The following is an 11,495-nucleotide window of genomic DNA, read 5'->3' as shown; positions in this document are numbered from 1 at the left end:
TGCTGCTGCGACTCGTGAACAGCGTCCATGAAGGCGATCCCTTCGCGCCCGAGAATGGCGACCGGCTGAGCATGATGGCGTGGCTGATGCTGGCCATCAATATCCTGGCACTGCCCGTGGCCGGGCTGGGGGCCTACATCGCCAAGACGGCCGGCGAAGAACCCGGGACGGTCGATGCAAGCTTCGACTTCGGCGGGCTGGTTCTGATCCTGACGCTGTTCATCCTTGCACGGGTGTTCCGCCACGGCAGCGCCATGCGCGAAGAGCTGGAAGGAACTGTGTGATGCCCGAGAACACAGATACCCAAACCCAAGGAGGCAAGATCATGGTGAAGCTCGACGACCTGCTGCACGAACGCCGCATGACGCTGACCGAACTGGCAGAGCGGGTGGGCCTGACGCTTGCCAACCTCTCCATCCTGAAGACCGGCAAGGCCAAGGCGATCCGCTTCTCCACCCTCGAGGCGATCTGCCGCGAGCTGGAATGCCAGCCCGGCGACCTGCTCGGATACGAGGATGTGACTAGCTGATGGAACGGCAGCGGGCGCCGGTCGTTGGAGCCATCGAACCCAATGCCGGTTCACACAAGCAACAGGATATATTGTAATGAAAAAGATCATTGCCACCGCCGCCGCAGCCACTTTCGCGCTTTCGCTCGCAGCGTGTGACAGCGCTGCAGAGGAACAGGCCGAAGACGTCGTCGAAGCCGAAGCCGAAGTACTGGACGCCGAATCGGGCGTGACCGAAGCCGAAGCCGATCTGGCCGAAGAGCAGGGCATGGAAGCCGAAGCCGAAGCGCTTGAGCAAGAAGCCGAGCAGCAGGAAGAAGCCGCCGACGAGATGTAATCTCGCCTGCAAAATTCTTACCGACATTGCGCCCCGCCCTCACCCGGCGGGGCGTTTTTGTTTTGGCCCCGCTGGCTTAGCCCGCTGGTTTCGCCCCCGTGGCCTAACCCCGCAATCTAACCCTCGTAACAACGAACCCAGCTCGTGCGTCCGCGATACTCGACCGTGCCATCGAAAGTGTGCGTCGCGTCGTTCCAGCGGGCGTGAACAAGCGCCACCTGCTCGTTCGCCTGTTCGTCGGTCAGCAGCAGGCGCAGCTCTTCGCCATCGAGCCACCATTGCGGCGCTTCGACCGGGATATCCTCGCCACCGACTGTCAGCCGCTCGCCAAAGATCGGCGCGCCGGGCACATGGCCGAAGCCGACCGAAATCTCTATCTTCGGTTCGCTGGCAGTCGAACACACGAAACCACCCGTGGCATGGGCGGGTGCGGCCAGCAGCAGGCCTGCGAGGCTGAGAATGGCGTAACGCATCGCCTGCACCTGTCGCAGGCGACCTGAACCCGCCATGGCGCAAGCCGCTCCACCATCGCCGCGCTTGACTTTCGGCCCGCACCGGGTAGATGCGCGCACCGATCGGCGGGCTCGCCCTGCCGATCATCCGTCCGAGACAGTTGGTGACCGGAATCTGCCGGTCTTAATTTCCAGCCTAGACGGGGAAAAGAGATTCCAGCCTCGCCCATCAAGGTGAGGCATCGCGCCAGATGGCGCACCCTCCTTCCCCATCAAACGGACCAGTGGCCTCGCAGCTTTTTGCGGCGGGGTCGAACGTGAGCCGGTCGTTTCCGCCTGCGCGGGCTCGGCCATAGTGAAGGAGTAAGCATGGATCGTTCGCAAAAAACCGATGCGGTCGCTCAGCTGAACAACGTCTTCAACGAGGCGGGCGTGGTGGTCGTCACCCGCAACCTCGGCCTGACGGTGGCAGAGTCCACCGATCTGCGCGCGAAGATGCGTGAAGTTGGCGCGACCTACCAGGTTGCGAAGAACCGTCTTGCCAAGATCGCCCTGAAGGACACCGACTATGCAGGTATCGAAGAATACCTGTCCGGTCCGACCGCGCTGGCCTATTCGGCCGATCCGGTTGCCGCGGCCAAGGCCGTGGTGGAGTTCGCCAAGAGCAACGACCGCCTCGAAGTGGTTGGTGGCTCGATGGGCTCGCAGGTGCTCGACGAAGCCGGTGTGAAGGCGCTCGCCTCCATGCCCAGCCTCGACGAACTGCGTGGCAAGCTCGTTGGCCTGGTCAACGCCCCCGCGACGAAGATCGCGCAGGTCGTCAATGCCCCGGCAAACAAGCTCGCCCGTGTCTTCGGTGCATATGCCGCCAAGGACGCTGCGTAAGACGTTTTTCCGCACGACATATCCGGCCGCGGCCAGAGGCCCGGCCACGCTATTATTTGGAGTGAATTATCATGGCTGACATCGCCAAGCTTGTTGAAGAACTTTCGAAGCTGACCGTCCTCGAAGCGGCAGAACTCGCCAAGGCTCTGGAAGAAGAGTGGGGCGTGAGCGCCGCTGCTGCTGTTGCCGTTGCTGGCCCCGCCGGTGGCGGCGACGCCGGTGCCCCCGCCGAAGAGAAGGACGAATTCGACGTCATTCTCACCGGCGACGGTGGCAAGAAGATCCAGGTCATCAAGGAAGTCCGCGCCATCACCGGCCTGGGCCTCACCGAAGCCAAGGGTCTCGTCGAAGGCGCGCCCAAGCCGCTCAAGGAAGGCGTCAACAAGGCCGAAGCCGAAGAAATCAAGGGCAAGATCGAAGCCGCTGGCGGCACGGTCGAACTCAAGTAAGCTCTTCGCGCTTACAAGCGTTCAGGAAAGGGCGGTGCCAGCAATGGCGCCGCCCTTTTTCGTGTCATTCGGTCATGTCGAGCGCGTCGAACTCTTCCTGCACCTGCGCATTGAACGCGTCGCAATAGGCGTTCCGCTCACCGAAGAAGGCATCGATGTCAGCCTCGGTAACCTCCGGGTCTTCCATGAAGGCAACCAGCCGGTCGGTCTCTTCCATGGCCGCGGCATCGACAGCGTCGGTATCGCCATCGCTCCGGTTGATCGCCATCACGAAATAGCGGGTCGACATATCAGCATTGCCGGCTGCGGCGGCGGGTTCATCGTCCTCGAGGATACCCGAATAGACGCCGTGCAATGCACCGCACTCGATCGATTTCCGATAGATTTCGCTCTCCTGCGCAGCGCCTGCGGGGGCGGTCGCGAGCAGGCTTGAGGCGAGCACGGCAATGGTAACCTTGTGGTGCATGATAACTCCTTCAAAGCCGGTGCTTACGCGCGCGAGCACTTTGCAAGAAGTGACAAATCCTGTCGTAGATGCGCTCAGCCGCTCGGTTAGCGCCCGCGCAGGACGTGGGTTTCCTTGCCCGCGTGCATATCTCCCGCCTCGGCCTGCGAGGCGAGACGCGCCATATCGGTCTCGCGAAATTCACGCTCCAGCGCCTCGATCTCGCTTTCGTCGGTATCGATCCAGCCCAACGCTGCGCGTGACATGGCGATGGCGGATTCGCGCAATTCGCGCACCTGGAAGGCGATGTCCGCACCCGCCAGCTTCATCACAGTCCGCCGGTCATATGTGCGCACGAACAGCGCCGCATCGGGAAAGGCCTCGCGAACCGAGGCGATGAACTCGGGCTCCAGCTGGTCGCCATCGATGCAGAAGCAGATCACCTCCGCCTCGCCCGCGCCTGCCTGTCGCATGATGTCGAGCCGCAGACCATCGCCGTAGAACACCTTGATCCCGAAATCCCCGGCGGTGTCGATCGGTTCGACCCGTCGGTCGATCATGGTCACGTCGAGCCCTGCGGTGGCGAGCATCTGCGCCACCGTCTGACCGAAGCGGCCGAAGCCGATCACCAGCGCCTGCGCGGTCTCCCCATCGGGGCCATCGCGCTGCTCGTCCACTGCACGCGCCGGGCGGCGCAAGCGCCGCGTCGCCATCATCAGGAAGGGTGTGGTCGCCATCGACAGCGTGACGATGGCGGTGAACAGGCTGGCGGTTTGGCCGTCGATCACGCCGCCGCGTTGGCCTTCGGTGAACAGCACGAAGCCGAATTCGCCGCCCTGGCTCAGCAGCAGCCCCAGGGCGAGCGCAGCGCGCCACGGAAGTTTCATCACAAGCCCGAGGCCGGTAATGATCGCGGTCTTGGTCGCCACCAGCGCCGCAGCCATGCCGATCACGAACAGCGGCTGTGCGGCGATAGCCTCCAGGTCCAGCATCATGCCGACCGACACAAAGAACAGGCCGAGCAAAATGGAGCGGAACGGTTCGATATCCGCTTCCAGCTCGTGCCGGTAGGGTGTGTCCGCCAGCATCACGCCTGCGATGAAGGCGCCCAGCGCAGTGGACAGGCCGATCGCCTGCATCAGCGCAGCCGAGGCGACGACCGCGAAAAGCGCCGCCACGATGAACATCTCGCGCTCTCCCAGCCGACCGATCAGCCGGAACAGCGGGCGCAGCAGGAAGCGCCCTGCCAGCACCAGCCCGACCGTCGCACCGATCGCCATAGGCAGTTGCAGCCAGCCGGACACGGCGCCCTCGCCGCCGCCTTGCGTGCCGAGCGCGGCGACGATGGCCAGCAGCGGGATGATCGAGAGGTCCTGGAACAACAGGATGGAAAATGCCTTCTCCCCCACGGGCGTGCGCAGGTTGCCGCCCGATTGCAGCATCGGCAGCACCTGCGCGGTGGAGGACAGACCTAGCGAAAGTCCCACTGCCAGCGCAGCGGCCATCGGGTATGTGGTGGAGAGCCAGATTACCCCTGTCAGCGCGAGCCCGCACAGCACGACCTGCGTCAGACCCAGCCCGAAGATCGCGGCGCGCAGGCGCCACAAGCGGCTCGGCGCAAGTTCCAGCCCGACGACGAACAGCAGCATCACGATGCCGAGTTCCCCGAAGCTCAGCGTCTCTTCACCCGATCCCGCCAGCCCCAGGACCTGCGGCCCGACGATGGCGCCCGCCACGAGGTATCCCAGCGTCGCACCCAGCCCCAGCTTGCGGAACAGGATCACGAACAACAGCGCCGCTGCGAGCAGCACCACTCCGCTTTCGAGCGCGACATGCCCCGAATGCGCGGCTGCCTCTGCATGATCCATGGCGCTGTGTTCCCCTTGCCTCACCAGTCCGTCAATCGCCATGCAGCGGCAATGCGCTCTAGGCAAGCGGCCTAGACACACATATTCGGGCCGGCTTTTTATGGCCGACGCAGCACATCTTTCCGGAGTATCGTCTCCCTGGCGCAGCGAAGTTTTCGCCACGCTCCGGCTCAGCTGGCCGCTGGCGCTCGCCAACCTGCTGCAGATGCTGACCTACGCGATCGACGTGATCTTCATTGCGCGGCTGGGGGAGGAGCCACTGGCCGCATCGGCGCTGGCAGTATCTGTGTTCGGCCTGATCGTGTGGGCGCTGTGTTCGATGACCGGGATGGTCGCGCCCGTCATCTCCGCAGAACTCGGGGCGAGGGCACCTGCCCTGCGCGCCGTGCGCCGCGCCACCCGGATGGCGCTGTGGCTCGCCGTGCTGAGCGGGGCGGCGGGCATGCTCCTGTGCCTGGGTTTCGAGCGCTTCGCGCTGCTGACCGGGCAGGACGAAGGCCTTGCCGCACTGGGCCAGAGCTACATGGTGGTGCTGGTCTGGTCGGTCATCCCCTTTGTCGTCAACAATGTGCTTCGCAGCTATGTGTCGGCACTCGACCGGCCGGTCTTCGCAACCGCGATCACCGCGCTGGGAATCGGAGTGAACGCGGCGGGCAACTACGCCTTCATCTTCGGAAACTGGGGAGCGCCAGCGATGGGCCTGCCCGGCGCCGCGATTGCCACGCTGATGACCTCGCTGTTCACGCTGGCGGCCTATGTTGTGGCAATCCGGCTCGATACCCGGCTGCATCGCTACCGCATCTTCGGGCGCTGGTGGGTGCCCGACTGGCCAGTGCTCTGGCGGATCGCCCGGAAGGGTGCACCGATCGCGCTGATGGTGAGCGCGGAGGCAGGGATTTTCGGCGCGGCGGCCTTCCTGATGGGGAATATCGGCGCGGCGCAACTGGCGGGGCATACCATCGCGTTGCAGATCGCCGCGCTCGCCTTCCAGGTGCCCTTCGGCGTGGGCCAGGCGACCACCATCCGGGTCGGCTATTTCTACGGCGCGAAGGATAATGCGGGGATGATGCGGGCAGGCTGGGCCGGGATCGGCATGGTGCTGGTGTTCATGAGCTTCACGTCCACCGCAATGGTGGTCATACCCGAATCGCTCCTGTCGATTTACATCGACCCATGGGCGCCCGCCAATGCGGCGCTGGTGCTGTTCGCCACGCGTTACCTGCTCGTCGCCGCGGCTTTCCAGCTGGCCGATGGGGTGCAGGCGGTCGCCGCGGGTGCGCTCCGCGGGCTGCAGGATACGCGCGTGCCGATGTGGATTGCGATCTTCAGCTATTGGGTGCCGGGTTTCGGCCTGTCGCTCACGCTCGGCTTCGCGACTGCCCTTTCCGGAGTCGGCGTATGGATCGGCCTCGCGACCGGCCTTGCCTTTGCTGCCATACTACTCACCTGGCGCTGGGCGCGGCGTGAGGCGCTGGGCCTCACGACGATTAATCCCGCCAAAGAGCCGGCTACGCCTGCACCATCGTGATCTCGCGTTGCGGGAACGGGATGCTCAGGCCGACTTCGTCGAACTTCGCCTTCGCCGCTTCGGTCAGGTCCCACGACAGCGCGAGGTAATCGGACGTCGCACTCCAGACGCGCAGGCCGATCCCGACCGAGGAATCGTCGAGCGATGCGACAAAGGCTTGCGGCGCCGGATCGTCCAGCACGCGCTCGTCCGCTTCGGCAAGGCCCAGCAGCACTTCGCGCGCCTGCTGCATCGAATCGCCGTACCCGATGCCCACGACCAGTTCGAAACGGCGCGTGGGGTTACGGTTGAGGTTGATGATCGGCTGGTTCCACAATTCCGAATTGGGCACCATCACGTAGAGCCCGTCGAACTGCTTCAGTTCGGTCGTGAACAGCCCGATGCGTTGCACCACCGCGGTGAAATCATTGGTCTGGATCCCCTCGCCCACCACGAAGGGCCGCTGGACCAGGATCATGACACCCGACGCCACATTCGAAAGCGTGCCTTGCAACGCAAGGCCCACTGCCAGCGCCATGCCGCCCAGCGCGGCGATGATGCTCGTCGTTTCCACCCCGAACTGGCTCAGTACGGTAACCAGCACCACGGCCCACAGCGCGTATTTGATAATGTTGGAGAGGAACGCGGCAATGGTCGGCTCAAACCGATCGGACTTGGCCAGCGCGCGCTCGGCGGCACGCGACAGGAAGCTTGCCAGCAGCAAGCCGATGACCAGCACCGCTATCGCGCCGATGATCTGCATGATGTTCGTCTGCAGCCACAGCCAGATACTCTGCGCGAAAGTGAGGTCGACGGCCTGCGCGAGGTCGGGCGTCAGATCGGATGCTAGAAGTGCCATGAAAGGTCCATCGGTAAGAAGCTGCAGGTCGGTTCGCGCCCGCCCCTAAAGAAGCTTCGCCCTACTTGCAAAATCACGCTCCGGCGCCTTGACCGGCGGGCGCCACGGGCCATCTCTCAGGGCGTAATATTTTCTGCGCTCCTCCGCTTGACGCATGAACTTGCGCTGCACATATGCCCCTCGCTGGCACTCTCCTTATCCGAGTGCCAACACCCATCACTCACTCTAGCAAGAGGTTTCAAGCATGGCATTTCGTCCGCTGCACGACCGCGTTCTGGTCCGTCGCATCGAAGCCGAGGAAAAGACCGCCGGCGGCATCATCATTCCCGACAGCGCACAGGAAAAGCCCAGCGAAGGCGAGATCATCGCTGTGGGCGAAGGCACCCGCGACGACGATGGCGATCGCATCGCTCTCGATGTCAAGGTGGGCGACCGCGTCCTGTTCGGCAAGTGGGGCGGCACCGAGGTGAAGATCGACGGTGAAGACCTGCTGATCATGAAGGAAAGCGACATCATGGGGATCATTTCCTGATCCTCTGAGCGAACGCTACCTCACATATTCAAGATATTCAGGAGTTTACAAAAATGGCAGCCAAGGACGTAAAGTTCTCGCGCGACGCGCGCGAAGGCATCCTCAAGGGTGTGGACACGCTCGCGAACGCCGTGAAGGTGACGCTGGGCCCCAAGGGCCGCAACGTCGTGATCGACAAGAGCTTCGGCGCCCCCCGCATCACCAAGGACGGCGTCACCGTCGCCAAGGAAATCGAACTGAAGGACAAGTTCGAGAACATGGGCGCGCAGATGATCAAGGAAGTCGCGTCCAAGTCTAACGACGCGGCGGGTGACGGCACCACCACCGCCACCGTGCTGGCGCAGGCCATCGTCAACGAAGGCATGAAGTCGGTCGCAGCGGGCATGAACCCGATGGACCTGAAGCGCGGCATCGACCTCGCCGTGACCAAGGTCGTCGAAGACCTCGCCGCGCGCTCGAAGGACGTGTCGGGCTCCAGCGAAATCGCGCAGGTTGGCGTGATCTCGGCCAATGGCGACCGTGAAGTCGGTGAAAAGATCGCCGAAGCGATGGAGAAGGTCGGCAAGGAAGGCGTGATCACCGTCGACGAATCGAAGGGCCTCGAATTCGAGCTCGAAACCGTCGAAGGCATGCAGTTCGATCGTGGCTACCTGTCGCCCTACTTCATCACCAACCCCGACAAGATGACCGTCGAGCTCGACGATCCCTACATCCTGATCTTCGAGAAGAAGCTGTCGAACCTCCAGTCGATGCTGCCGATCCTCGAAGCGGCGGTGCAGAGCGGTCGTCCGCTGCTGATCATCGCGGAAGACATCGAAGGCGAAGCGCTGGCCACCCTCGTGGTCAACAAGCTGCGCGGCGGCCTGAAGGTCGCGGCGGTGAAGGCTCCGGGCTTCGGCGATCGCCGCAAGGCCATGCTGCAGGACATCGCGATCCTGACCAAGGGCGAAATGGTCAGCGAAGATCTGGGCATCAAGCTCGAGAACGTGACGCTGAACATGCTTGGCCAGGCCAAGAAGGTCACCATCGACAAGGACAACACCACGATCGTCGACGGTGCCGGTGACGAAGCCGACATCCAGGCGCGCGTCGGTGAAATCCGCACGCAGATCGACAACACCAGCAGCGATTACGACAAGGAAAAGCTGCAGGAACGCCTCGCGAAGCTTGCTGGCGGCGTGGCCGTGATCAAGGTTGGCGGTGCCACCGAAGTCGAGGTGAAGGAACGCAAGGACCGCGTCGACGACGCGCTGCACGCAACCCGCGCCGCGGTGGAAGAAGGCATCGTCCCCGGTGGCGGTACCGCGCTGCTTTACGCATCGAAGGCTCTCAGCGGCCTGACCGGCGAAAACGAAGACCAGTCCCGCGGGATCGACATCGTGCGTCGTGCGCTGACCGCTCCGGTCCGCCAGATTGCCAGCAACGCGGGCCATGACGGCGCGGTCGTTGCGGGCAAGCTGACCGACGGCAACGACGAATCGCTGGGCTTCAACGCAGCGACCGACACGTACGAGAACCTCGTGGCGGCCGGCGTGATCGACCCGACCAAGGTCGTGCGCACCGCGCTGCAGAACGCAGCCTCGGTTGCCGGCCTGCTGATCACCACCGAAGCGGCTGTCTCCGAAATTCCGGAAGAGAAGTCCGGCGGCGGCATGCCCGACATGGGCGGCATGGGCGGCGGCATGGGCGGCATGGGCTTCTAAGCCAGCCACCCGGTCTCCCGACCGCGTACAGAATGGCCCCGTCGGAGCGATCCGGCGGGGCTTTTTCGTAGGCGCGGTGGATATGAAGCACGATCGGGAGTATCATCCCGGCGGGTCGGCCATGTCTGCCTTGGGGGCGCCGCATGTACTCACACATCACCTTGTCCGCTGTCCTGCTCGCGATCCAGGCGCTGGGCGGCGTATCTCCCGATACGCGCACCGGTGACGGTGCCGTGCAACTCACGCCTGCGCAATTCGCCGCGCTGGACCCCACACGTGCGGGGCGTGCGGCGTGTCGCGGACTGGATAGAACGGGCAGCTTGCTCGATGCACGACTGGCGCTGGCGAGCAGGGTCGCAGCGAACAACGGGACCGGAGCGATCGGGCTCACTGCCGATCTCCCGGCGACCGACCTGCCGCTGGATGGCATGGAACCCGAAGCGAAGCGCTATTTCGAGCAGGGCATCGCCTTTACCTACGGCTTCAACCATGCAGCCGCGATCCGCTCGTTCGGCCGTGCTGCCGAGATCGACCCGGACTGTGCCTTGTGCTGGTGGGGCATCGCGCTGGCGAACGGACCCAACATCAATTCGGGCATGAGCGATGCGCAAAACCGCGCCGCGTTGGAAGCGCTCGAAAAGTCCAAAGACCTGTCGCGCACTGCCGACCCGGACGTGCGCATGCTGATCCTTGCACAAGGGGCGCGCTACTCGGCCGACCCCGAAGCGGACCGAGCTTCGCTCAACCGCGGCTATGCCAAGTCGATGCTCGTGCTGGCGCAGCAGAACCCGGACAGCGACGATCTTGCCGCGCTGGCCGCGGAAGCTGCCATGACCACGACCCCGTGGAACTACTGGGACGAGGCGGGCGAGCCACGGCCACTGATCGCGGAGGCGGTCGCGCTGCTCGAAAAGGTGATGGCCCGCAATCCGGCGCACCCGCAGGCGCCGCACCTCTATATCCACCTGCTCGAACTGCCCGACCCGACCCGCGCCGAGGCCGCAGCCGACATGCTGCGTGAGCATGCGCCCAAGGGTCTCGCGCATCTCGTGCACATGCCCGCGCATATCTATTACCGGCTCGGCCGCTACGGCGATTCAATCGACGCGAACGCCGAAGCCGTGGTGGCGGAGGAAGCCTACCTGCGCGAAGTCGGCGACGACGGACTGGTGCGCTATGGCTACTACCCGCACAATGTCCATTTCCTGCTGGCGTCGGCACAAATGATGGGTGACGTGCACACCATCGTTACGCAGACCGCCAAGCTGGAGCGGATCCTGGACACCGACACCGGCAGGCAGCTCTACTGGGTCCAGGCGATCTACGCCGCGCCCTATTTCGCCTATGCTCAATACAGCTCGCCCGAGGCTATCCTTGCGCTGACGGACGAGGAACATCCGCTCGCCTATGTCGACGCCATGCGGCATTATGCGCGCGCGGTCGCCTTTGCGCAGACGCACGATCCCGAAGCCGTCGATGCAGAGATCGCCGCGATGGAAGCGCTGATGGCATCCAATGGCGTTACAGAGATGGTCGCCAATGGCTTCCCGTCCGACACGATCCTGCAAGTCGCCATCGAAGTCGCCAGGGGGCGTGCAGCTATGGCGAGTGGACGAGCGGAAGATGCAATCGCGCATTTCGCCAAGGCCGCCGAGTTGCAGGACGCGATCCCCTACAGCGAGCCCCCCTTCTGGTACTATCCGGTCGAGCAGTCGCTCGGTGCGGCCTATTATCAGGCGGGCCGTTATGCCGAAGCGAAACAGGCCTTCCGTGCAGCGCTGTTCGAGGCGCCCAACAGCGCGCTGGCGCTCTACGGGCTGGAACGGACCGAGCGGAAGCTGGGCAACCGGCTGGAAGCGCAGGCGGCCAGGATGGCCTTCGACAAGGTATGGCGCGGCGAGGATGCCTGGCTGGCAATGGGGCGGCTTTAGGTCCGCCCCATCAACGGTA

At 64.1% G+C, this 11,495-nt stretch carries 13 protein-coding genes; 9 read left to right on the top strand and 4 right to left on the bottom strand.

All coding sequences use genetic code 11. From position 1 onward, the window contains the following. The 3 genes from ACEQXE_RS06755 to ACEQXE_RS06745 all read left to right on the top strand — a co-directional run. The coding region (locus ACEQXE_RS06755) for a DUF2975 domain-containing protein (RefSeq protein WP_370178175.1) at positions 1-284 on the top strand (284 nt) is incomplete at its 5' end. Continuing rightward, positions 284-529, top strand: coding sequence for a helix-turn-helix domain-containing protein (locus ACEQXE_RS06750; RefSeq protein ID WP_370178174.1), 246 nt, complete (start codon positions 284-286; stop codon positions 527-529). The genes ACEQXE_RS06755 and ACEQXE_RS06750, both read left to right, overlap by 1 nt. A 76-nt stretch (positions 530-605) precedes the next feature. Continuing rightward, positions 606-845: a hypothetical protein gene (locus ACEQXE_RS06745; protein ID WP_370178173.1), complete on the top strand. Its 240-nt coding sequence runs from the start codon at positions 606-608 to the stop codon at positions 843-845. Positions 846-961: 116 nt separating this feature from the next. On the opposite strand, the gene ACEQXE_RS06740 is transcribed toward ACEQXE_RS06745, so the two are convergent. Next, positions 962-1,354, bottom strand: coding sequence for a hypothetical protein (locus ACEQXE_RS06740; RefSeq protein ID WP_370178172.1), 393 nt, complete (start codon positions 1,352-1,354; stop codon positions 962-964). Between the two features lie 312 nt (positions 1,355-1,666). Between ACEQXE_RS06740 and rplJ the strand changes: the two genes are divergently transcribed. Beyond that, positions 1,667-2,182 (top strand): 50S ribosomal protein L10, encoded by a 516-nt coding sequence (gene rplJ / locus ACEQXE_RS06735; RefSeq protein ID WP_370178171.1) that lies wholly within the window; start codon positions 1,667-1,669, stop codon positions 2,180-2,182. A gap of 71 nt (positions 2,183-2,253) precedes the next feature. After that, positions 2,254-2,631, top strand: coding sequence for a 50S ribosomal protein L7/L12 (gene rplL / locus ACEQXE_RS06730; protein ID WP_212449099.1), 378 nt, complete (start codon positions 2,254-2,256; stop codon positions 2,629-2,631). 64 nt (positions 2,632-2,695) lie between these two features. Here rplL and ACEQXE_RS06725 read toward each other — a convergent pair whose 3' ends face one another. Both ACEQXE_RS06725 and ACEQXE_RS06720 read right to left on the bottom strand, forming a co-directional pair. Next, a complete protein-coding gene (locus ACEQXE_RS06725; RefSeq protein ID WP_370178170.1) occupies positions 2,696-3,097 on the bottom strand; it encodes a hypothetical protein in 402 nt (133 codons plus the stop codon). A gap of 86 nt (positions 3,098-3,183) precedes the next feature. Beyond that, positions 3,184-4,944, bottom strand: coding sequence for a cation:proton antiporter (locus tag ACEQXE_RS06720; protein WP_370178169.1), 1,761 nt, complete (start codon positions 4,942-4,944; stop codon positions 3,184-3,186). A 100-nt stretch (positions 4,945-5,044) separates the two neighbouring features. Between ACEQXE_RS06720 and ACEQXE_RS06715 the strand changes: the two genes are divergently transcribed. Next, positions 5,045-6,472 (top strand): MATE family efflux transporter, encoded by a 1,428-nt coding sequence (locus ACEQXE_RS06715; protein WP_370178168.1) that lies wholly within the window; start codon positions 5,045-5,047, stop codon positions 6,470-6,472. Here the strand turns inward: ACEQXE_RS06715 and ACEQXE_RS06710 are convergent. Beyond that, the gene (locus ACEQXE_RS06710) at positions 6,453-7,310 is read right to left on the bottom strand and encodes a mechanosensitive ion channel family protein (RefSeq protein ID WP_370178167.1); all 858 of its coding nucleotides are present in this window, start codon (positions 7,308-7,310) and stop codon (positions 6,453-6,455) included. The two genes, ACEQXE_RS06715 and ACEQXE_RS06710, sit on opposite strands and share 20 nt — an antisense overlap. 244 nt (positions 7,311-7,554) lie before the next feature. Here ACEQXE_RS06710 and groES point away from each other — a divergent pair, with 244 nt between their 5' ends. The 3 genes from groES (at position 7,555) to ACEQXE_RS06695 (ending at position 11,476) form a co-directional block, all read left to right on the top strand. Further along, the gene (groES, locus tag ACEQXE_RS06705) at positions 7,555-7,842 is read left to right on the top strand and encodes a co-chaperone GroES (RefSeq protein WP_370178166.1); all 288 of its coding nucleotides are present in this window, start codon (positions 7,555-7,557) and stop codon (positions 7,840-7,842) included. Positions 7,843-7,895: 53 nt separating this feature from the next. Beyond that, positions 7,896-9,545 (top strand): chaperonin GroEL, encoded by a 1,650-nt coding sequence (groL, locus tag ACEQXE_RS06700; RefSeq protein WP_370178165.1) that lies wholly within the window; start codon positions 7,896-7,898, stop codon positions 9,543-9,545. A gap of 143 nt (positions 9,546-9,688) precedes the next feature. Next, positions 9,689-11,476 (top strand): hypothetical protein, encoded by a 1,788-nt coding sequence (locus ACEQXE_RS06695; RefSeq protein WP_370178164.1) that lies wholly within the window; start codon positions 9,689-9,691, stop codon positions 11,474-11,476. The last annotated feature ends 19 nt before the right edge of the window (positions 11,477-11,495 follow it).

The sequence above is a fragment of the Alteriqipengyuania sp. genome, from assembly GCF_964222115.1.
In the GTDB taxonomy this organism is placed as follows: domain Bacteria; phylum Pseudomonadota; class Alphaproteobacteria; order Sphingomonadales; family Sphingomonadaceae; genus Alteriqipengyuania.
Note: the sequence above shows the minus strand (reverse complement) of the source record. Positions and strands in the feature narration are given on the sequence as shown.